Consider the following 23154-nt stretch of genomic DNA (forward strand, 5'->3'; position numbering starts at 1 on the left):
CACGCCCGCACAACACTTTCCGGTTTCGCGGAACAGGCTGCAGGCTATATACGATGGCCCAGCGTGCCGAGGTCTCAGCATTTAAGGTCCGGGGGCAATGCCGGTTCAAGAGGGCCGACACCAACACTTTGGTCGAAAAACAATCCTCTGAATCACTCAAGGGCTCCACGCAGGATTATTTTTTCAACGCTTCATCGAGCGAGACCAGTATGACGCAATCGCCCCCAACCTCCATGCATGGGATTCGAGATAACCACGCTAGAGGCAGCGTTGCGGAGTTTCTCAAGCACCGGATATCGGACGGAAGCGCGCTATCGGTCGTATCCGCGTATTTTACGATCCACGCTTATGACGCCCTCAAAACGAACTTAGACGGCATTGGTCGCCTCAGATTTTTGTTCGGCGAGCCGCGATTCTTAGGGGGGTTGGATCCGGAGAAAACCGAACGCAAAAGCTTTGCGATCGAGGACGACGGGCTTGAACTCGTAAACCGGCTGCAGCAGCGTAAGGTTGCCTCTGATTGCGCTCGATGGTTGAGCGAAAAAGTCGATATACGCTCCGTTGTCGACGCCAATTTTGTTCATGGAAAAATGTATCACATTGACGACGGTCGCAGAGAACACGCGATAGTTGGGAGCTCCAATTTCACGCGTCGCGGTCTAGGTTTATCGAGCACGCCGAATATCGAACTCAATTTGATTGTCGATAGTGATCGCGATCGTGCCGACCTGAAAGGTTGGTTCGATGCTCTATGGAGCGATCAAAATCTCGTCTCAGACGTAAAGGACGAAGTACTTCGCTATCTTGAACAACTTTATGTCAACCATCCACCAGAATTTATCTATTTCAAGACGCTATACCATATTTTCGAGCGTTTTATCTCCGGTCATGATGCAGATGCGGCTCTGTTTGAACAAACCGCGATTATTGATACAGACGTGTGGAAAGCACTTTTTGATTTCCAGAAAGACGGAGCGAAAGGCGCGATCCATAAAATAAACGCCCACAATGGATGCATTCTTGCCGATAGCGTTGGTCTTGGGAAAACCTACTCAGCACTCGCTGTGATTAAATACTTTGAGCTACGCAATCACCGGGTTTTAGTTTTATGCCCAAAGAAATTGCGTGATAACTGGACCGTTTTCTTAGCCCAAAACAATAGCGATCTGAACCCTTTTTTGCGAGACCGCTTTAGCTACACGGTGCTCTCGCACACGGACCTGTCACGTGAATCCGGCAAGGTTGATGGCATCGATTTGGCGACAATAAATTGGGGTAACTTTGATCTCATTGTGATCGATGAGTCTCACAATTTCAGGAATAATACAAAGGGTAAGCGCGATGAGGACGGAAACATCGTCAGGAAAAGCCGTTACGAGCGACTGATGGACGATGTGATCAAAAAAGGCGTCAGGACCAAGGTTCTGCTGCTGTCTGCGACGCCGGTCAACAACGACCTTCGCGACCTACGGAACCAAATCTACTTTGTAACAGAAGGGCGTGATTCTGCCTTTGCTCCGGATTTGGCGATCAACAGCATCAAAGACACACTCGCCACTGCGCAAAAGACGTTCATGGAATGGGCGCGTCGCAGCGGTGAACGCGACGCCCGCGATTTAATGGATCGTCTCCCCGCCGCCTTCTTCACACTGCTCGACGAACTCACCATCGCCAGGTCCCGCAAACACATCAAGAAATACTATAGGGCATCACTTGAGAAGATCGGCCATTTCCCGAAGCGAAGGAAGCCGCTTTCCGTATTCTCGGAAATCGACCTGAAGGGGCGATTTCTGTCTTATGATCGGCTTAATGACGAGATTTCAAAATACGAACTCTCGCTCTTTAATCCGTCGCGATACGTCCTGCCGGCATACACCGCTCAATATGAAGAGCGGAAGATCGTCAACTTTTCCCAAGCCAATCGCGAAAAATTCCTGATCGGCATGATCAAGGTCAATTTCCTCAAGCGGCTGGAAAGCTCCGTCCACGCCTTCGCGATTACGATGGAGCGGACAGTTGCGAAGATCGAGCAGATTGAAGGGAGGTTGCGCGGCTACCAGTTCCATGCACAAACAGCGGCTGAAGCCCTACAGCCAGATTTGTTTGCTGCCGAGGACGAGGACGACGAAGAGCTGACACAAGCCTTTCAGGTGGGGACAAAGCTCAAATTCGAGATGGCCCACCTCGACGTCGATCGGTGGCTCAGAGACCTTGCGACCGACAAACAACAGCTATCCCTGCTCTCGGATGCGGCAAAGGCCGTCGATACCTCCCGCGATGCGAAGCTCGCGGAAGTCAAGAAGCTGATCGAGCACAAGGTTCGGCATCCCGAACGCAACACTTTCGGCGAAGAAAATCGCAAAGTGATCGTGTTCTGTGCCTTTGCGGATACGGCGGCTTACCTGTATGAGGCGTTGGAGGATTGGGCCAGGAAAACGCTCGGCGTTCACATTGCGCTCGTCTCGGGCGGCTCCAAGCCGAACCGAACGACATTTGGCAAGGCGGAGTTCTCTCAGATTTTGACGAACTTCTCCCCGCGAGCCAAGCAGCGCTCGAAAATTAAGTCGATGCCGCAGAATGGCGAGATCGACATCATGATCGCCACTGACTGCATTTCGGAGGGCCAAAACCTTCAGGACTGCGACTATCTAATTAATTACGACATCCACTGGAACCCAGTTCGTATCATCCAGCGTTTCGGCCGCATTGATCGCATCGGCAGTCTTAACGACGAAATCCAATTGGTGAATTTCTGGCCGACGCCCGATCTGAATAAATACATCAACCTGAAAAATCGCGTCGAGGCGCGTATGGCTCTCGTCGATATATCCGCGACGGCCGAGGACAATATTCTTCAAACGAAAGATATTGAAGACCTGATTCAAGATGATCTCCGCTATCGTGACAAGCAGCTACTTCGCCTGAAAGACGAGGTGCTCGATCTTGAGGACTTCAACGAGTCAGTGGCCCTGAACGAGTTCACACTCGACGATTTCCGGATCGAGTTGATGGGCTACATCGAAGCCAATCGCGAGCGTCTCGATGAAGCGCCGCTCGGCCTCTATACTGTCGTGCCGCCGCATCCAGATTATCCGACGATCCAGCCGGGGACGATCTTCTGCCTCAAGCAGCGGGTGACCTCGCCAAGTGGCGAAGCCGTGAACCCGCTACAGCCCTATTTTCTAGTGTACGTACACGAAACCGGCGAAGTCCGATACAATTTCACCGCACCGAAACAGGTGCTCGAAATCTTTCGCGCCGTCTGTCAGGGCGCGACCGCGCCCTATGCCAAACTGTGCGAATTGTTCGATGCGCAGACCGACGACGGCAGGGACATGACCCGCTTCAGCGACCTGCTGGACGCCGCTATCAGCGCCATAGCCTCGCAATACGACAAAAAGAACCTGGGCAATCTCTTCACCGGCAGAGGTGGTAAGCTGATCGACGATACCACGCTGCCGAAATCCGCGTCCGACTTCGACCTGATCACGTGGCTGGTCATCATGCGGGACACGGAGAGCGTGGATGGCTGACGCGCGTCTTCAGGTCCAATCAGCGCTGAAAGCGCTGATCACGAAGCCGGTCAAACAGGCCGCGACAGAGCTGTTCGCGGCGCTCGGCTATGCTAGCCGCAAGACCGTCGATCTCGATGGGGAGCCGTCTTCATTTCTGAGGTTTGTGGACCCGGCGGGCGGCCTTGCCGGCAAGACCGCGGCGCAAATCGACCAATGGCGGCGTGTCGACTTCCTCTTTCAGCTCACCAACGATGAAATCCCAATCCTCGCCCAGGGCAACCGCGATCTCTTCCAGAGCCAGCAGGATTACCGGACCTCTATCATCGAGTCATTCGTCTTCCTCGCCATCGAGTTGGCTGGGGATGAGTGGACCCGTGGCGGGCTGGCCGGCATCACGCGGGAGATCAACCGTCTATTCCCAATGCCGGCCGTCATCCTCTTCACGCACGGCGACTTCGCTTCCTTGGCCGTGATCGACCGTCGCCCCAACAAGAAGGACGGGTCGCGGGATGTGGTGGAGAAACGGATATCGATCGTCAAGGACATCAACCTTGCCGCGCCGCATCGCGCCCATGTCGATATCCTGTACGACATCGCCCTCTCGGAGGTGAAGGTACGCGGCCGAGGCACACCGACCAATTTTCGCGATCTCTATGACGGCTGGATCGAGGCCCTGTCCGCGCAGGCGTTGAACACGCGTTTCTATCGCGAACTGGCGAACTGGTTCTTCTGGTCGGTGAACGAAGTGACGTTTCCAGCCGCCGCGATTGAGACGGACCAGAAGAAGCGTGACGAACAAAACCAGATTGCCGTTATCCGCTTGCTGACCCGGCTCATTTTCGTCTGGTTTATCAAGGAAAAGGGCCTTGTCCCAGAGGCGCTATTCGAGCCCGATCAGCTCGACAAGCTGCTGAACGAGAACCCCGCTAACGAGCGCGACAACAGCACCTATTACAAGGCCGTCCTGCAAAACCTGTTCTTTGCCACCCTTAACACGGAGATGACTGAAGATCGCAAGTGGCGCACCAAAGTGACCGGCAGCGGTCTCGATGGGCAATATCTCATCCATTCCGTCTATCGCTTCCGCGACGCCTTCCGTGAACCAGAAGCGGCGCTTGCGCTCTTCAAGCAGGTGCCCTTCCTGAACGGCGGACTTTTCGAGTGTCTTGACCGTGAGGTTTCGGCGCTCGACCTTGAGCGAAACCCAGATTTGAAGCGGCGCCTGGTTAAGGAGGGCAACCGGGAGGTCATTCGGATCGACGGCTTCTCCGAACGGCCTGGAAATCCCCTCGAAGTCCCCAACAAGATATTCTTTGCACGGGCTGAGAAGGTCGATCTCAACGAGGAATATGACACCAAAGGCAAGGCCTACGAAGCCGATGGTCTGATCGAGCTGTTCTCGCGCTACAAGTTCACGGTCGAAGAGAACACGCCCGTCGAGGAGGAGGTGGCGCTCGATCCCGAACTGCTCGGCAAGGTCTTTGAGAACCTGCTAGCGAGCTACAATGCTGATACACGCACGACGGCGCGCAAGAAATCCGGCTCGTTCTATACCCCGCGCGAAGTTGTCGACTACATGGTGGATGAGGCGCTGATCGCGTATTTCAGCCTCCGCATTGCAACGAAGCCCTCCGAGCCAGACCGCCGCCAGCCGAAACCGCAGATGCTCGACATGGCGATGCCCGGCGAATTTGATCTCACGGACACGCCACGTTCGAACGGCAGTTCGACCGTCAGCAGACTCGCAGAGTTCGACGCACGTCTGCGCAACCTTCTCTCGTTCAAGGAGACAGGCAATCCGTTTTCCGGCGCCGAGACGGACACGCTCGTCGCCGCTATCGACAGCCTCAAGGCGCTCGACCCGGCCTGTGGCTCCGGCGCCTTCCCGATGGGGCTGTTGCAGAAGCTCATTCACGTTCTGCATCGGCTCGACCCAGACAATGTGCGCTGGAAAGCGCAGAACCGTGGGCCGCTGGAGCAGAGTCTTGCCGCCGCTCACGCGACCGTCAACCCAGCCGATAAGGAAAAGCGGATCGAGGAGGCCGAAGCCGCGCTGGCGAAACTCGACCACGACTTCTCGGATGCAAACAAGCCAGACTATGCGCGCAAGCTCTATCTGATCGACAAGTGCCTGTTCGGCGTCGATATTCAGCCGATCGCCGTGCAGATCGCCAAGCTGCGTTTCTTCATCTCCCTGGTGGTTAGCCAAAAAATCGATCGTGCTCAGGATAATGCCAATATCACGGCGTTGCCGAACCTGGAGACCAAGCTTGTCGCCGCCAACAGCCTCATTCGGATCGAGCGACCCGCCCAGTCCGATCTGTTCCGCAATACCAAGATCGCGGAGAAAGAGGCCGAACTCAGGGGCATGAATGCGCGCTATTTCAGCGCCCGCACCGCCAGGACGAAGCGCGCCCGGCGCGATGACATTGCGCGCTTGCGTGATGAACTGGCCGGGCTGCTCAAATCTGATCGAGGCCTCCCGGAGGGCGATGCACGTAAAATGGCGGCGTGGGACCCGTTCGATCAGAATGCGGCGGCGCCGTTCTTCGACCCCGAATGGATGTTTGGCCTGTCGTCCAATTTCGATCTGGTCATCGGCAACCCGCCCTATGTGCGCCACGAAGCGATCAAGGCTCAGAAGCCGCTGCTGGAGAAGCACTTTGGTGGCAAGGACAAAAAGGGGAACCCCCTCGGCGCCTATGCCGGCACGGCGGACCTTTTCGTCTATTTCATGCAGCGCGGCGTCGAACTGCTCAGTCCCGGTGGGGCCTTCGCGTACATCACTTCTAACAAGTGGTATCGCGCCAAATACGGCACAAACCTGCGCGGCTGGATGAACCGGCAAACGGAGTTGCGCCGTATCGTTGATTTCGGCGATGCCGAGGTGTTCGACGCTATCGCATACCCCACAATCATCATCGCCGCGCGTCGTAGTACGCCGGTGCAGGCGCCGAATGCGAAGGACAGTTTGCGGGTGATGAACTGGCCGGCGGATCGTGACAAATCCGAGGTCGAAGGCTTCCCGAAGCTGGTGGACGAGATCGGCTTCGACATGCCGCAAAAGGCGCTGGGCGCGGATGGCTGGCAATTGGAGCCGCAGGTCAAACGTGGACTGTTAGAGCGCATCCGTTCAACAGGTACCCCGCTCAAAGATTTCGTCTCAGCGAGGGTCTATCGAGGCATTACGACCGGATTCAACAATGCCTTCGTAATTGATGGATTAACGAAAGATCGGTTGATTGCCGAGCACAGGAGTGCCGCGGCGATCATCTTGCCATATCTTCGCGGCACAGACGTCGAACGTTGGCACGCTGAACCAAAAGACCTTTGGCTAATAAAGATACCATCCTCCGAGAACGTGACTCACCCATGGAGTGGATCTCGCAACGCTGAGGCAATTTTTGCCTTAACCTATCCTTCAATTTACAAATTCATGATCCAATACCGAAACCAGCTTGTCGACCGCTACGATCAAGGAAAACAATTTTGGGAACTACGATCGTGTAAATATTGGGAAGATTTTTCGGAACGAAAAATCCTGTCTACTAAGGTTTCTTATCGCCCGTCGTTTTGCGTTGATCGTTCCGGATCAATTATAGGAAATACGGCTTACTTCATAAAGACCGGTAAGTTCGACAACTTTCTTTTATCTATATTAAATTCAAGTATATCTGAATATTACTCGCGTAACGTATTTTCTAGTAAGCAAGGCGGGTTTTATGAAGTCCAACCTGACGGATTGGAGGCATTTCCCGTACCGCGCCTGGGCACACTCGGAGAGAAGTTAGTCAATCAGATTGATTACGCGCCGATCGCTGCACGTGATCCGCGGTTTGAACAACTCCTCAACGGCTTCGTTTACGAACTCTTCTTCAGGGACGATCTTCACGCCCGTGGCCTGACCCTGTGCGAAGAGGCGGAAAAAGCGGGCCTTAGTGCGCTCTCCGGCCTCGAAGGTTCGGCGCTCGTGAGAGCGGCGGAAAGCTTCGCCGCCACTCACCTCGTCCCCGGCGCGCGACTGCGCACCATGCTCTCTGACCTCGCTGCGCTTGACGTGGTCCGCATCATCGAAGGCCGGGAATGAACGAAGCGACAATAATAAACGTCGAAGGGCTGCCATCCGCCGGAACGGCTCCCGTCGCCGTCACCAACGCGCCGATCATCGCGCCGATCAAGATTAAGACACTCACGGTCTGCGACTTCCGGGCCTTCGCTGGTCCCGAGCCTGTCACCATCGCGCTAAGCGGCAAGAACCTTCTGGTCTATGGCGAAAACGGCGCCGGCAAGTCCTCGATCTTTCATGCGTTAAATGAATTTTTCTCGATTGAGCTTGCCGATGCCGCCGGCCGCCAGGCCCGCTTTACGAACCTGCGTAACCGCTTCTCCGCGCTTCCTCCGTCGGCCGGCTACATCGAGATCGAGCTCGATGACGGGAAGCCAGCCGCTCGATGGGATCAGGCGCGCCATCCAGCCGACATCACACCCGCTTCCGACGCCCGCATCGTCAATGGCGCCTATCGAAAGGCAATCCTCGACTACCGTGCGCTTCTCGACACGAACTATAGGCACGGATCGGGCGTTGTGAACCTGTTTGATGTCTGCGTTGGCGTTCTTCTAAGGGATTATCCTGTTGTTATTGCAGGTGGCACAGAAGCACCGCTCATCTCGCTGTGGCAGAAACTTGAGGGATTTGCAGCCAAGGCTCGCGACAGGACGCGCCCGCACCTCCGAAAAAAGGAGATCGATGAGGTCAACGTAGTCGCGGCATCATTCAACCAGGGACTGCGTGACGCCTTGGACCACCTGCGCCCGAGAATTGACCCCCTGCTATTCGAATTGGGCTGGGATGATCTGAGCGTCATAAGCTTTGGCTTTCCTGGTGTCACTTACGATAACGCACGGCTGAAGACGGGGCGCGAGTTTGAAGGTAGAAGTATCACTGTCGGCCTAACCTTTCGAGGGACAAGTCTCTCTTCCCCACAAACCTTTCTGAACGAAGCCCGCCTCTCAGCACTCGCGCTCGCCATCTATTTCGCCGGTCGCCAAGTGTGCGCGGCCACGCTCCAAACCGATACGCCGCGCCTCATGGTGCTCGATGACGTGCTGATCGGCCTTGATCAATCGAACAGGCTGCCGGTCCTCCAGGCGCTCGACAAGCACTTCCCCGATTGGCAGATCGTGCTCTTGACCCATGATCGTGTCTGGTTCGAAATGGCCCGCTTCCATCTCGCCGATCGCAAGGACTGGAACGCGCTCGAACTTTTCGAGGAGATTGAGCCAACCGGTGGAAGCCGCCCGGTCCTGCGCCCACAGAACATTGATGCTGTCGCGAGCAATATTGCCACCGCGCGGAAGTTTCACACCGCCCATGAGTATCCCGCGAGCGCTGTTCATGCGCGTGTCGCGTTTGAATTGTCGCTGAAGAAGGTGTGCGAGCGAAAGGCGATCCCGGTCAGATTCCAGATTGATCCGCGTAAGCTCACGACCGACGATCTGTTGAACGCCATTGAAATATGGCTGGGGGAACCTTCTCGCGTGGCTATGAAATCGGCCGTCGATCCGGCAATTGCCAGTCTGCGCATGTGGCGCAAGGTCGTGCTCAACCCGTTTTCGCATTCGACGCCTGTCAGCCTCACCGCCGTCGAGGTGATCGGCGCCATTGATGCCGTCGAAGCCCTGCATCAGGCTTTCCGAGACCACTTCAGATAGGGGGCTGTACACGATGAGGTCGGCCTCGGCGATCATTGCGCGTTTGGACTCGGCGACAGAGCCGAGTATCTGGATTAGCATGCGGGTGGCCGGGCTCAGGGTGTCGATGGCCTAGGTCACCGACTGGAATTTGGTACCAGCGGCGTCGTTAAGACGACCGCTTTTAAGGTACATTCGGCGTCATTGCCTCATTGGCGCGACTGTCCTTATTCAATTGCGAGCTTTCTATGTCTGCATTGACCCTATTGCCGGACCGTCCATCATGGCGAGCGCGGACCGTTAACTATTATTCCGGCGATTGGGACGCGATCCTCAGCGTCATACCGACATTTGATTTGGAGCCGTTTCGGGACGGACCTGACGAGCCGCAGAACCCGTTCTTGCAAATTGTCGTGAGAGTGCCTCGATCGCCGGTTTGAACCGCGCCGGGTTTGCCGGAGGCTCCAATTCCCAAATAGGATGGAGCCATCATGAGCACTACGACCAATAAATTTTCACCTGAGGTTCGCGCCCGCGCGGTGCGGATGGTTTTGGATCACGAGGGCGATCACGCCACGCGCTGGGCGGCGGTGTCGTCTGTGGCGTCGAAGATTGGCTGTTCGCCGCACACCCTGCGCGAATGGGTCAACAAGGCTGAAGTCGACAACGGCAAACGCGCCGGCGTGCCGACCGAGGTTGCGGATAAGCTGAAGGCGCTGGAGCGCGAGAACCGCGAACTCAAGCAAGCCAATGAGATATTGCGCAAGGCGTCGGCTTATTTTGCGCTGGCGGAGCTCGACCGCCGGTCGAAGTGATGGTCGCCTTTATCGACGATCACCGGAAAGCCCATGGGGTCGAGCCGATCTGCAAAATCCTGCCGATCGCCCCTTCTACCTATCACGCCCATCTCGCCAAACGCGTCGATCCCTTGAAGCTTTCCGAGCGGGCCAGGCGCGACTTGGCCCTCAAGGTGGCGATCCGACGGGTGTTCGCCGAAAACTTCGAGGTCTATGGCGTGCGCAAGGTCTGGCTGCAATTGAACCGAGAAGGCATAGCGGTCGCGCGTTGCACGATCGCCCGCTTGATGCGCGCCATGGGCCTGCATGGCGTCATTCGCGGCAAGCCGGTTCGCACGACGATCCAGGATAAGGCCTCTCCTTGCCCGCTGGATCGCGTCAATCGGCAGTTCAAGGCGCCGGCGCCCAATCGCCTCTGGGTGTCAGACTTTACCTATGTCTCGACCTGGGGCGGCATGGTCTATGTCGCTTTTGTCATCGACACCTATGCCCGACGGATCGTTGGATGGCGGGTCAGTCGGACGGCTCACGCCACCTTTGTCCTCGATGCGCTTGAGCAGGCCCTGCATGAGCGCCGGCCCATTCATGGCGGCGGCCTGGTTCACCATAGCGACCGCGGCAGCCAATATGTGTCTATCAAGTACACGGAACGGTTGGCGGAGGCCGGCATCGAGCCGTCAGTCGGAAGCGTTGGAGATTCGTACGACAACGCCCTCGCCGAAACGATCAATGGGCTTTACAAGGCCGAGGTCGTTCATCGGCGTGGACCGTGGCGAAGTTTCGAGGCCGTCGAGTTTGCCACGCTGGAATGGGTCGACTGGTTCAATCACCGCCGGCTGCTGGAGCCAATCGGCAACATCCCGCCAGCCGAGGCAGAGGCGCGCTATTACGCCTCACTCAATCAGACCGCCATTGCGGCCTGATTTAAACAAAAACGCCTCCGGCAAACCCGGCGCGGTTCAGTTGAGCGGCGAATGCCGATCGGCTTGGTATCAACGAGCTACGCGCTTGCACGCCACGATGAAGTGGCGACGCTCTGTCGTGGCGCACTCAAGAGCGCAGGCCTGAACGTCGAAGAACTGCGCTACGAAATCGGGCTCTCTGAGCTTGGCGAGTGGATGAACCTGCGCATCTATTTTCCAGATCGTGACGCCATCACAGACCGATATGGCCGGAAGCTCGGGTTGCGTCTGGAGTGCTTCAATTCGGTGGACGGTTCATCGCGTCTCGTCGTGCTGTTCGGCTGGCTCAGGTTCGTGTGCAGCAACGGACTGGTGATCGGAGAAACCAAGGTCGAAATCAGGGAACGCCACGGCCAGAGCCTGGATTTGTCCGAAATTTCCGACCGGATACGTTCAACAATGACAGCGGTTAACGCTGACCGCGAGAGAATGAAAAATTGGCAGGAGCAGCCTGTCGCCATTGGCGATGTCGCGGACTGGGTGAACAAACACCTTTCGGCGCGATGGGGCAAGAAAGCTGCCGCGCGCGTTTACCATATTTGCGATGCCGGCAAGGACGTCGAATTGACCGAGCCGTTTGCCAAAGGCGAGGCGACCGAGAAGCCGGTGAAGTTCCTCGATCCGGTGCCCGGTCAGCCGGTGAAAGCTCAAACGAAATACGACGTGGTTCAAGCCATGTCATTCGTGGCGAGCAGGCGCAACAATGCCGAAGAGCGGACCGAATGGCAGGCTTCGATCTCGTTGCTCGCTGATGCGCTTCAAGCATGCAAGACGCGCCCGCGCATCGCCGCAATTGACGAGCGCGCTCCCACGCTGTTCTGACCGCGGCGCGCGGCAAACATCGGAGGCCGATCGAGATCAAAGTTGATCGGTCGATCCGACGACGCGCAATGTGCTCCCTTGAACTTGCTGGATAAGCAATTGCAGCGGGTTTTCCGGTTCGCCCTTCAATGTCAGCTTATCATTGAACATGCCAAGGTGGCGTGCAACCTTTTCCAGCGCCGCCATTTGATCGTGCAATTCGACCTCGACACCGTGCCGCGTCTGTTTCACCCGCGCCAGGAGAGCGAGCGCCGGGTCGCTGAGCTTTTTCAAATCGGAAATGAATACGCGCGAACTGCCCCGTCCCCAGCAGCGGGGACAAGCGCCATTCGGCGCATGGTGTTTTTCGCCATCAACCCAGCACTCAGGGCAAGGATCAGTGACCACGTTGATGATTTCGCGCGGGTCGGCGGTGGCAATCGCCCAAAGACGCTGCAACACAGCTTCGGCGCGAATTTCCGCCCGCTCGGCGCGGTGCTTTTTGCGGCGTTCGATTTCAGCGGCGACCTGAGCATTTCTGAGCAGGCGAGCCGCGTTCACTTCAGCAGCGTTGCCGAGCGCGGCATAGCCAGCCCGGCGGTAGGCTGCCGCCGCATTGAGGTCGCAGAGATATTCCTCGACAAAGCGCTGTTGTTTCGCGGTCAACATCGTCGATCCATTCATTTCAATTCGTTCGGAAGCGGCATCGATTTTTGACCCGCTTCGATCTCTGGCGTTCTCGAAATTCTAACGCATTTTTCTCGGCAGAGCGGGACAGTTTTCCCGACCACCGCAACATCCTGATAAGGTATATCCCGATCGAAATGTTGCGGAGGTCAGACATTTTGTCCCGGCAGGAGGCCGACCGTTTCATCTTCGCCGACGCCGAAAATTTCAATGAGGCGCAATTCGAGCATGCGGACTTCGGCGCGTCTGAACGCCTTCCGAACAGTTTCCGCATCACCAATCTTGTCGGCATAGAAATTCGCGCGAAGAGCGTCCCGGCCGACTGCGGTAACCTCCGTGTTCGATCCGGGATGCAAGACGCGTCTGCCGGCGGTGAGCGACAATTGTTCGAGCAGTGAGAGATACCGCTTGGCGTCTGGAGATAATCGCGGCTGCGACGCGGGCTCAGTCCCGTCACCCGTTTCCGCGTCATCCGTAAACTCAAAAAATACAAGCGGGCCTAACAAGCTTTCGATGGCAGCACGTGGGTCTTCAACGACGCGCGCATCGTACCAGGCGCGCTCGACGTGCCGACCTTTGCCCGCACACTGAAACCGAACACATTTCTCCGCTAGCACCAAATGCCCTTGACGCTGAAGTGCGGTCTTGGCGGCACCCACCATCGGCCAGAGTTCCGGATACGCCTTCGACGCGCTCGTTCCATTTTCAAAAGCGACGCCGCCCTCGGCGAGCATGCGATCGGTGGCCGACGCGTTGTTGATTTCAGCACTCGCAAATTCGTCAACCGGGAACGGCAACGGCGTGTCGCCGAGAACGAGAATTTTCAGCGGTCGCGCGGCGTCGCGTCGTATGCCGCGACCGCGCCCAATTGCTTGAACGATTTCGCCGTTCACGATGCGCTGGCGCACGCGCTCGCAATATTCGTCGGGATGAGAAAAACCCTCGCCCACGACTACGATTGTCTCTCGCCCGTTTCGTTTCAAGCGCTCGACATCGCGACGTGGATACCAATCTTCAGCCGCCTCCGGCACGCGCCCCGTCAACGCCCGCGCGAGTTTTTCGACCGCTCTGGGGCTCGGCATCGGGCGGCCAACGACGATGACCAAGCCGACGTTCTTCCAATGATCGCGGCCTGCCACGGCATTGAACCACGCCGCATGGACCAGCCTCTGGGGCAATTTCAATTCGTCAATGACCTGCTTGTTTCCAACGACAAGGGTTTCTCCCAGGACGTTGCGCCGTTCCCGCAAAATGACGGACCGCAGTTTTTGTAGCCGGAGGGCCCTCGCTTTCTCGTTTGGACGGCCATCTCCGTCCTGATCACGAAGCAATGAGGTTTTTGCATAGGTCTTGTTTGTCGCCTGGATGATTTTCTGGTGCGGGGCGTCGATCAAAAATGGTGGCGCTTCCTCGATGTCGGACCAAAATGGTCGAAGCAGCTCCACGTCCATCGTGGCGTCGATTAGCAACGTCGGCGCTCGATAATCGGCGGCTACCGAGAGGCAGCCGGTCACCCTCAGAACCTTCTGTCCATTTTCATTTTCAAACACGAACAGCCGACCGCATCTGTCCGGTCCGTTGTCTCCCAATAGGTCTGCGACCGCCCGCCAGAGCGCCATCATCGGGCGAATGCTGGCGTTGATTTCCCGCGTCCTCCAATTCTCCTCTCTCATTTTCCGAAATTGTTCGTCCTGAATTGAGTTTTTGCATTCGTCCGCTGTCAGTCCGGCGCTCAAGAGCGCCGCACGGCCCACAAATCCCAATGGGTGTGCCTTAAGAGCATCAAAGAGTTTTTTGCGAGCGATGACCAGGCGATCTTCTCCGACGTGAAGCCATCGCACCTTGAAGCCGAAGCGGCCATCGCGGTCATTCAGGAGCAATTCAATCTTGTCGTCGCCCAAGCCAACCAGGCCAGCTTGCCAGGGGCTCTCATCAATAATCAGAGCGGCCACTTTCGCGTTGCGGATCGGCCGCGGCGCATTGTGAAAAATCGCAGGATGAGAAATCACCCACAGATCGGCCTCTTCTTCCTTCTGAAGACAGTAAGCACACCCGAACACATGCGGGCATTCTCGATCGCATACTTCCTTGCCGACTTCCGCTTCCAGGCGAAGGGCTTCTTGCATGGTTTCGAGGTCACAGCACATCGTGCTTTCGCCGTCACCATCGGGGTTGATTGCGGCGGCGCCGCGCCAGACCGCCGCCTTCAATCTTGTACCTGCCGCGCAAGCCATTTGATTGAATCGAGCGGCGACTTCGTCAGCCAAGTCGATCGAAGGAACGGCGAAAACAATCACTTTTGCGCTTTTCACGCGATCGTTCACTTTCTCCCGCATCGCAATCAGCGTTCGCAGAGCTTCAGCCAACGCCGCATGGGTTTTGCCAAGGCCGACCGGGGCGGCGATCGCGAGGGGCAGGGCCGGCGGGGCCGTATTGCGATAATGCGACCGGTGTACCTGCGCGAAGAACCCCTCCATATGCTCGCCAAGGCGTTCCTGCCCCTCTTCGAGCGTCAGGAAGTCAACGTGGCGAGTTTCATAGCCGACAACGGCGGCTTCGATCCGTTGACGAACTGCATCCAGGCCTTGCTCCCGGAGCAAATCATTGAAATCGGACTTGTCATGACGACGAGGATTGAAGGGCGTCGCGATTGCGGCGTCAAAACCAAGCTTAGTCAGCTTGGCAAGGGCATCCTTCGCAGCGCGCAGCGCCGGTGCGCCGGGCGCATCGTCGTCCTGACACAATATAATTCTGCGGCGCTGATAACATGGCAGTGGATTGCCGTTAGGATCGCAGATGCGCCCGATGACGCTGGAGAGTGACCCCACGAGGACATGGGTCTCGAAGCCAGTTGCCGCCCAGACACTGAGCCCCGTCTCGGGTCCTTCTGCGAAGCAAATCGGCTCGTCGTCAGGTCCCGGAAATCGAAGGACACCTTTGCCTGCGAAACCGAGTGTCTTCTTGGCGCTCCCATGTTCAGGCCAGCGATCTGTGTCTTTCGTCCCGGAAGGTGTGACCGCGATTTGTTGAACGCCGACGATCTCGCCAGCTTCGTTCGTGATGGCGCCGATTATCGCGCGTTCTTTGATGCTCCAGCGTAGGGATGCGGGATATTCGGGCGCCTGAATTTTTCGGCAGTCGAAAAAATATTTGTCGCCGAGGGTGCCGTCGATGGCAATTGTATCTCTCCAAATCCTCTGAACAAATGCGATTGTCGCGGCTTCCTTCTTGGCCTGCTCGAAAGTGTCGCGGCGCTCGCGTTCAACCCGCTCCGCTTCGGCGGTCTTCCATCCCGCGATCTCAGCGCTGGTCGGCGCGATGCGAGAAATTCCACACCAGTGTGCGGCCCAATCGAGGGCGTCGCGAAAATTGAGCCCGAGTTGCCGGCGAATAAGGTCGAACACGTCGCCGCGTTCGTCCGTCTCGAAATCACGCCAACGTCCGCAAAAGGGGCCGGACACATTCATTTCAAACGAATGGTGATTGCCCCAGCGACGTTTGCCGTTGCGAGCGTTGCCATTTGGCTTCTTGGCGAGCAGGTGCGAGACTAGTTCGACGATCCGTCCGTGGAGGGCCTCGCGGATCTGCGACTTCCAGTACCGGCGTGCATCGTCTTCATGAGCATCACGCGCGGCGACGAAGGGGCGGGGATCGACGTCCTCAACCCCTTCGTCGCTGGCATGAAACTCGTCGCGCATCGCGGGCGTCGCCGGAACGATACGCTGGGCTAAACAGTCGAAGTCGAGCGGCGCGGCGCGCCGATTTTGGACAGCGCCCAAGCGTCGAGGCTGTCCTCGGCATAAAGGGGTGTGCGGCCAGCCTTATAATATTCGGGGCCGCCGCCGGTCACAGCCAGTTTCGCGAGGGTCGCGGCAGCGCCGAAGCCATATTTTTCGAGGAGATATTGCGCCGCCGCCTTGCGACGGCGAAAGCGCCGCGCAGTGCCGCCCACGGTCGAAGGCGGGTCAGTGGGAACGATGGGAAAGTCAGAGCTAGACATGGGAATTGCCTCCAGTTTCTGGAGGTTCCCAATTATCGCCCGCGCTGCTGAAACTGAGGGATGTTAACTCGTCGTTTTTGGCGTTCGAGTTCCGCTTACAGGCGCGCTACGCTGACGAGCTTTGCGAAACTCTAGATATTTGAAAGCCTTATTGAGCCTCTCGGCCCGTCCGAGTTCTTTTTTCTGCTTGACCTGCATTCTGGCTTCGTCGGCGCTTTCTCGCTTGCGAGCGTCACGCCGGCCAACGGCGCTTTTCCGGAAGTCTATCCATGCCTTGCTCGCGGCAGCAGCAATCGTCGCCTCATCCGGTTCTCCGTCGCGGCTCAAATGGGACTGAAATGCGTTTGGGAATTTTTCCTGTAAGCAGATGAGGAAAGAGACGATCGGCGAAGCGCCTCGTCGTGTCCCGCGTTTGTTGATCGTATGGGGCAAACCGGCGGCCTTCAGTCGGCGCTGGATGGCGACAACCATTTTTTCCCATTCGCTTGCCGTGCCCGACGGGGGCGACATATCGTATTCCGCGATATGTCGTGCAAACTCCTGTGCCGCAATCCGGACTTTGTCCGGTTCATTGAGAAACTCCTTTGGATCGGGTGTTGTGTCAGGATCGTCTTGGTCAAAAAGGTAATACTCCAAGAGCACATCCCGCGCGGCGGTGCGCGCTGGTGTTTTTGTTTTCTTCATAAGTGCCTGTGGCGGCCGGGCATCCTTGGCGATCTTTTCCAGATACGTGATCGCCTCGTCTGAATACGACCGAGTGCCGTCACAAAGGAAATGCCAAAAATAATCGCTTATGATCTCCTCGACTTCCGCGCGAATGGCTTGGTCGAGGTTGTGGCCATATACGTGTTCGAGATTTTTCCAATCGTCCTCAGTCAGCGCGAAAGCGGGTGCGATCTCGGGGTGCTGATAAAAATTCGACAAGGGTTTCCGGCCGCGTCGCTTGAGCGTGAAATGCGCGTCGTCGCCGCCAAAGTTTTTCGGACTAATTTTTTTCATGTGGCATTCCGCGTGCGCTTTATCGCGAGCACGTTGTTCTTCGCCTCGCCATTCATCGCTGGAGACAAGGTCACGCGAATGGTGTTGACCGCCTTGTGCATTGGGTCGGCATCCAGATGCGCGTATCGATGGGTTGTCGCCGCCTGACTGTGGCCCAGGAGTTTTCCGATGATAAGAAGGCCGAACGACGCGCCAGCACCGACGGAGGCGAAGCTGTGCCGCAAGTCGTGAATGCGCGTTCCCTCAATGCCGGCGGCTTTGGTCACGGCGCTCCAGGGCTTTTTCAGATCGGCGCGCGGCGCGCCGTCTTTCTCTCCAGGTATCACGTACGGATTCTCGCCTATAACTTGAAGAGGCTGATCGTCATCCTCGGCGTCGGGCCAAAGATACACGCTATGAGAGCCGCCCGCGGGTTCTGCCGCGGGTTCCGAAAATCGCGTTTTCGCACGGCCTCGGCGGAAAGCGGAAGGACTCCGACTATGGCGGCAACAAGGACACGCCGGATGTGGCCCCACAAAGCCGGCATTCTCCACAACTCAAAACAACGCGTTAACACACTGGTGACCTTCGCGATCCTCGATCGGATGAGACCTCCGTCGCCGCCCCGTTAAGTACGCGTACCTTGCCTTATGTCTGCCGTTTGCTCCAGATTAAGGTACAATCAGTTGGACGGCCCGGATCGATGTCTCGTTTTCCTAGTTTGAACTACGTTCCAGGCGAGACGCGGCGGATTCTGCGGGATCGTTTTGACCGCAATTTGCGTGTTGGGCGGCAGGCTCGATTTCTCCACCCGGACGCGAAAGTGACGCCGGACCAGCTGGCGCTACGGCTGCTGGCTGGACTGGAGGTTTCGTCAAATGCCGATTGGCCGGCCGCCGCAAATGCCTATGCCGCGGCCGGGCCGACAGCTCTCGAACCTCCAGACTTGCAGGCGCTGGCCGATTTGGGGTGGCTGCGGCGAATTTGGGGCCGGGCCAGAATAGGGTTGGAACTCCGCGTCGCCGTGCTCCGCGCTCCAGCGGGCGTAATGGACGCCTTCAAGGTCCTCATCTCCAGCATTCATGGGCAGCGCTGTGAGGCCAACAGCTTCACCCAGGAGGATGCTGAGCTGACTGACCTTCTCAAGATCGTTGTAGGAGCGACCGTTGATTCGATTTCGATCGTCGGCCAAACGCCGGAGTGGATCGCCGCCAGGCTATGGGAAATAGCACTGGCCCAAGATGGAGCCACGGACCTCGCCCTTCGCCGGTGGGTGGACTGGTGGGGCATTCTGCAAAACCCGCCATTCGTTCCCGAAACCGTTTGGAGCGTCTTAGACGCGCAGGCGTTTCGGGACGCCGCACAAAGGATCATCGCGACGGAGCCCGGTCTGGGTGGCTGGGACGAAACGCGGTCGCGATATGTTCAGCGGGCGGCGCTGAAGCACAGTTTCGCCATCGCCGTTGTTGAACCGTGGTTCCCGCCGGCTGGCCTGCTGCCGGTTTCGTGGACACCGAGATTAGGTGTTTTATGAAACTGGAGGTGGGTTATGGCGAGACGGTTATTCAGTCGGGAGTTCAAAGTTGAAGCGGTTCGTTTGGTGCGCGAACGCGGCGTGAGCGTGGCCCAGGCGGCGCGGGATCTCGATCTTCACGAGAACATGCTGCGCCGTTGGGTGAAGGAATTGACCAGCGATCCCGCGCAGGCCTTTCCCGGCCAAGGCCAGTTGAAGCCGGATCACCTTGAAGTCGAACGTCTTCGGCGTGAAGTGGCCAAGCTGAAGGCGGAGCGCGACCTTCTAAAAAAGGCCGCAGCCTTCTTTGCGAGGGAAGCGAAATGAAGTTCGCTTTTATCGTGAAGCACCGGAATATCTGGCCGGTGGCATGGCTTTGCGAAGCGTTGGACGTCTCACGCTCGGGCTTTCACGCCTGGTTGCGCCGCGGACCAAGCCTTCGGGCGCAACAGGATGACGAACTCACGCCGCGGATTCGCGCGAGTTTCGTCGCAAGCGCCCGCACCTATGGCGCTCGTCGTGTCTGGCATGACGTCCTGGCCGAAGGCGCATCCTGCGGGCTTCACAAAATCGAGCGGCTGATGCGGGAAAACGCTCTGCGAGCCAGGCCCCGTCGGCGCGGGCTGCCCAAGGACGACGGTCAACGGCTGGCCAACGTCATCGCGCCGAATGTTCTGGATCGCCAGTTCACGGCGGAGCGGCCGAACCAGAAATGGATTGCCGACTTCACCTATATCTGGACCGCCGAGGGCTGGCTTTATGTCGCGGCCGTCATCGACCTGTTTTCCCGCCGCGTCGTCGGCTGGTCAATGAAAGCGGAAATGACGGCGCAGCTTGTCATGGATGCGCTTGTCATGGCGATCTGGCGGCGAGGAAAACCTGACGCCTTGCTGCACCATTCCGATCAAGGCAGCCAATACACCAGCGAGCAGTTCCAGCGGCTGATGGCTAACAATGGCGTCACCTGTTCGATGAGCCGGTCTGGAAATGTCTGGGACAACGCCGCCATGGAAAGCTTCTTCTCGTCCCTCAAGACCGAGCGGGTCTGCCGAAAGGTCTACCGGTCCCGCAATGCCGCGAGGGCGGATATCTTCGATTACATTGAGCGATTCTACAACACGACGCGCCGGCACTCGACCATCGGCTATCTCAGCCCGGTTGAGTTCGAGCGGAAGGTGGGATTAACTTAACTGCCTGTCCACGAAACCGGCAGCAGGCCAGGCTCCCAACACGCTGGTAGACCGGGCGCTTTGGACGGAATCTCGTCCACTTGAGGACAGCGCGTACGATTCCCTGAACATTTGCGGCGACTTGTTCGGCCTGGCGCGGCTTCTCCTCGCCGACGCGGACGCCGAGGACAATTCTCCGGCGCCACACCCACTTGCTGCGCAGGTCATCGACTTGGCGATCGACCGCGCCGAGCTTTTTGTCGATTTGCTTTTCCAGGTCCGAGCCCGGCCGAGGCTGTTCGCAGACCTTGTCATCCATCCGCCAAGCGCCGCGCTGGCGTGTCTTCTGATCGCGCAATGGAGATCGCCTGCGGGCGCGTGGGACCGGGGCCTCGTCGAACGCGACGACAAAATTTTCCAGGCTGAAGCTTTCACCGACGCGACCGCGATACTCGGGGAACATCTACGCGCAGGCAGGACCAGCGCCAGCGAAGCGGCGGCTTTGCTCAACTGGCTGCATCGCCGGGCGGATCGTGGCTTCATCGACGATGTCGCTGGAGCGGATTTGGTAATGGCGGCGTTCCGCCGCGAACTCGCCAATTGCGACAGCTCCATCCTGCTGGCGATGGTCCAATCGCTCGATGGAACCAGCCTGCGCCAGGGCGTGGGGATGCCCGAGTTCGCCGCGGTTCTCGATCTATCCGATCTTGGCGGTATCGAGGACCAGGTCGACGCTGGCGTTGTTGTCGACGCCTACGCGCGCTCCATCGCCGTGGGCGATTATTCGTTGTCGGCGCATCGGATAGGGATCGCAGGCGCGGCCGCGCTGGCCTGCGTCGCCGGGCGGACGCAGGCGCTGCGAAGCCAGTTTCTTTATCCTCTGGACGTTCGCGCCCGGTTGGCTGCCGCGAAGCCTGAGGACAACGAGTTCATCCTTGCGGATTCGATCGCACGGGCGTTGAGGGCCCACATCCGGATTCTTTGCCGCGCCGTCATCGGCGGAACGACGGACGCGCCGGCCGATCTCTTTGAAGCCCTGGTCGCCGCCGTCCGCACTGGCGCGCTGCAGCACAAGGAGAAGGGGCGCATCGCCGCGTTCGCCCCGAGGTTCGAAAATCAAATCGGGGCGCCCGCCCTCGACAGGCCCCTGGCCGCTGACCTTGCGGGCGCCCTTGCCTCTTTAGACCAGGCGCGGCAGCGGGTGCTTTTGGCTGCGATTCTTGAAACCGACGAGCCGCTCATCCTGGCGCAGCTGCTGTCGAGAGCTTCGCCCGATCTACGCCTTGACATCGAACGGCGCATCGCTGCGCTCGCGCCAGGCGACGCTGGAGCGATTCAATCCCTGCCGGAAATGCAGGCTCGCATTGACGAGCTGCTGACGGCTGGCGCCGCGGAGGCGGCCGCCAGCTATATGGCCGCAGAGGCCGGCCTCCAGAAGTTGGGGCGAACCGGAGGGCGTGAAATTGCCCGATTTCAACACCGGCTTCGGCTCGCGTTCCTGCGGGGGGATTGGGCGGCGATCGCAGCCACGCAAGAACCGAGCTTTCCCAATCCGCAGGAACAGGCGGCTGTCATGGAAACGCTTCGCCAATTTCGCGGACTTGCAGCCTTAAAGGGGCCCAATCCGGATCCTGAAATGGCCAAGGCGATCTTTGCCGGTCTCTTCGCCCAACGTGCGTCTCTCGGCTTTGCTGTCAACTGGTTCGCGGCTGTGATCAGTGAACTGCTTCCGGCGGATAGTTTCGGTTTGTTGGAGGGCGATCAAATCAGGAAAGGACGGAAGGCGATCGCCGAAGTCGAGCGAATGACGGCGTTGCTTCCCGCGGCTTCCGGCGACGAAACATTGGCTTGCAATCAGGCGCTGCTGCGCTTGGCTTTGGGTGAGCCTGGCCAAGCCCTTGCCGTCCTGTCGGCAGTGACCTTGGTGCGCCTCCAGGACACCGCCGCAGCCTATCGCGCCTTAGCGCTTTCTAGGCTGGGCCGGCGGGTGGAGGCGACTGCGGCGCTAGATGCGGCTGAGCACAGTTTCGGTCGGACAGCGGTCCTTGCCGCGGCGCGAACCCATATCGCCAGCGGCGCTCCCTTCCTGACGGCACCCGATGTTTCTATACACGACGACCTAATTGAAAACGTCGCGTCAGCGATCGCCAGGTTTCGTACGATGAATCCTTCTGACCAAGCCCGGGTACTGCAGCGGCAGGCGGACCCGTTTGAAGCGCTGCTGGTCGAATATGTTCGGGCCGCCGCCGACGCCGTCGTTTCCCTCATCCCCATGATGAAAGGCGTCCAGATTGACGCCATCGAAGACGATTTGACCGCCTTCATCCAGCACCTGCTGGCAGCTCGCGTGCAATTTTTGGGATGGTCGGTCGGCGACCAGTCGAAAGGCGGCTACAGCGCCAAGGGCAATCCCGGCGAACGGGACCTCGTCATCGCGTGGGGAAGCTCGGTGCTGGCACTGATTGAAGCGGTGATCTGCGACAAGCCGCTCACCCAGGACGCGATGAAGGCGGACCTGGAAAGCCATTTTCAGAAGCTCCTTGGCTATGGCAATCCCAGGGTCTTTTTCCATCTGACCTACGCTTATTTGGACGACAAGCAGGGGCTGATGCAGTTCCTGGAAACCTCGGCCGAGAGCGCCACCCCTCCCGGTTTCACCTATCTTGGCCGCGAACCCATCCCTCATGACGACTCCCGGCCGCCGGGGTTCGTCGCGCGATACTCGGCCGATTTTGGCGAGGTAAAAGTGGTGTTTCTCGTGTTGAATCTTAGTCAGCGGCTTCAGCGGCAAGCAGCAAAAACCGCCGGCGAGACCAAGTCGCGAAAGGCGCCGAAGGGGCCAAAAAATTCCGACGGCGTTTAAAAGCGCCCGGCGGTTAACGGTCATTGCACCAGCCGCGTCCATGGTCCGAGATCAATAAATCTTCCGGTGACGATCGCTCGGCATTGCCAATTTAAGTAACTTGACGGACACTTCCTAATTCAGTGCTGAAAAGAAGTTGCTAACATCCGTAAAGTCGTAAACTGCGGACGCCACCAAA

General features: G+C 58.1%; 13 protein-coding genes and 1 other annotated feature. Of the genes, 8 read left to right on the forward strand and 5 right to left on the reverse strand.

Annotated elements, in window-relative coordinates:
• Nucleotides 1–53 precede the first annotated feature (53 nt).
• From QZ409_RS11215 to QZ409_RS11235, 5 genes are all read left to right on the forward strand, one after another.
• Nucleotides 54–3533 (forward strand): helicase-related protein, encoded by a 3480-nt coding sequence (locus QZ409_RS11215; protein WP_296710847.1) that lies wholly within the window; start codon nucleotides 54–56, stop codon nucleotides 3531–3533.
• Nucleotides 3526–7602 (forward strand): Eco57I restriction-modification methylase domain-containing protein, encoded by a 4077-nt coding sequence (locus QZ409_RS11220; RefSeq protein ID WP_296710850.1) that lies wholly within the window; start codon nucleotides 3526–3528, stop codon nucleotides 7600–7602. The genes QZ409_RS11215 and QZ409_RS11220 overlap by 8 nt, the downstream gene beginning before the upstream one ends.
• A complete protein-coding gene (locus QZ409_RS11225) occupies nucleotides 7599–9227 on the forward strand; it encodes an AAA family ATPase (protein ID WP_296710852.1) in 1629 nt (542 codons plus the stop codon). Before QZ409_RS11220 ends, QZ409_RS11225 begins: the two co-directional genes overlap by 4 nt.
• A 470-nt stretch (nucleotides 9228–9697) precedes the next feature.
• A protein-coding gene (locus tag QZ409_RS11230) for an IS3 family transposase (RefSeq protein ID WP_296710854.1) occupies nucleotides 9698–10926 on the forward strand; the annotation gives its coding sequence in 2 pieces (ribosomal slippage) (nucleotides 9698–9986 and nucleotides 9986–10926; 1230 coding nt in all).
• Nucleotides 9979–10095, forward strand: a sequence feature (AL1L pseudoknot). (Overlaps the previous gene by 117 nt.)
• Before the next feature lie 51 nt (nucleotides 10927–10977).
• Entirely contained in the window at nucleotides 10978–11787 is an 810-nt protein-coding gene (locus QZ409_RS11235; protein WP_296710856.1) for a DUF932 domain-containing protein, read from the forward strand.
• Nucleotides 11788–11823: 36 nt separating this feature from the next.
• Here QZ409_RS11235 and QZ409_RS11240 read toward each other — a convergent pair whose 3' ends face one another.
• The 5 genes from QZ409_RS11240 to QZ409_RS11260 all read right to left on the reverse strand — a co-directional run bounded on the left by QZ409_RS11240 (nucleotide 11824) and on the right by QZ409_RS11260 (nucleotide 17844).
• Nucleotides 11824–12450, reverse strand: a complete 627-nt coding sequence (locus QZ409_RS11240; RefSeq protein WP_296710859.1) for a terminase small subunit — start codon at nucleotides 12448–12450, stop codon at nucleotides 11824–11826.
• A gap of 152 nt (nucleotides 12451–12602) precedes the next feature.
• Entirely contained in the window at nucleotides 12603–16232 is a 3630-nt protein-coding gene (locus QZ409_RS11245) for a toprim domain-containing protein (protein ID WP_296710863.1), read from the reverse strand.
• Entirely contained in the window at nucleotides 16181–16453 is a 273-nt protein-coding gene (locus QZ409_RS11250; RefSeq protein ID WP_296710866.1) for a hypothetical protein, read from the reverse strand. The genes QZ409_RS11245 and QZ409_RS11250 overlap by 52 nt, the downstream gene beginning before the upstream one ends.
• Nucleotides 16454–16516: 63 nt before the next feature.
• The gene (locus tag QZ409_RS11255) at nucleotides 16517–17452 is read right to left on the reverse strand and encodes a hypothetical protein (RefSeq protein WP_296710870.1); all 936 of its coding nucleotides are present in this window, start codon (nucleotides 17450–17452) and stop codon (nucleotides 16517–16519) included.
• Nucleotides 17449–17844, reverse strand: a complete 396-nt coding sequence (locus QZ409_RS11260; RefSeq protein WP_342394837.1) for a tyrosine-type recombinase/integrase — start codon at nucleotides 17842–17844, stop codon at nucleotides 17449–17451. The genes QZ409_RS11255 and QZ409_RS11260 overlap by 4 nt, the downstream gene beginning before the upstream one ends.
• A 290-nt stretch (nucleotides 17845–18134) precedes the next feature.
• Between QZ409_RS11260 and QZ409_RS11265 the strand changes: the two genes are divergently transcribed.
• The 3 genes from QZ409_RS11265 to QZ409_RS11275 all read left to right on the forward strand — a co-directional run bounded on the left by QZ409_RS11265 (nucleotide 18135) and on the right by QZ409_RS11275 (nucleotide 22976).
• Entirely contained in the window at nucleotides 18135–18965 is an 831-nt protein-coding gene (locus QZ409_RS11265) for a hypothetical protein (RefSeq protein ID WP_296710874.1), read from the forward strand.
• Between the two features lie 15 nt (nucleotides 18966–18980).
• Nucleotides 18981–20134, forward strand: a protein-coding gene (locus QZ409_RS11270) for an IS3 family transposase (RefSeq protein ID WP_296710877.1) whose coding sequence is annotated in 2 segments (ribosomal slippage) — nucleotides 18981–19230 and nucleotides 19230–20134 — 1155 coding nt in all. Because the reading frame shifts where the segments join, the coding sequence is not laid out codon by codon here.
• Nucleotides 20135–20255: 121 nt separating this feature from the next.
• Nucleotides 20256–22976 carry a hypothetical protein gene (locus QZ409_RS11275; RefSeq protein WP_296710883.1) on the forward strand — a complete coding sequence of 907 codons (2721 nt, stop codon included), beginning with the start codon at nucleotides 20256–20258 and terminating at the stop codon, nucleotides 22974–22976.
• Nucleotides 22977–23154: the final 178 nt, after the last annotated feature.

Source organism: Rhodoblastus sp. (assembly GCF_019449565.1).
GTDB lineage: Bacteria > Pseudomonadota > Alphaproteobacteria > Rhizobiales > Beijerinckiaceae > Rhodoblastus.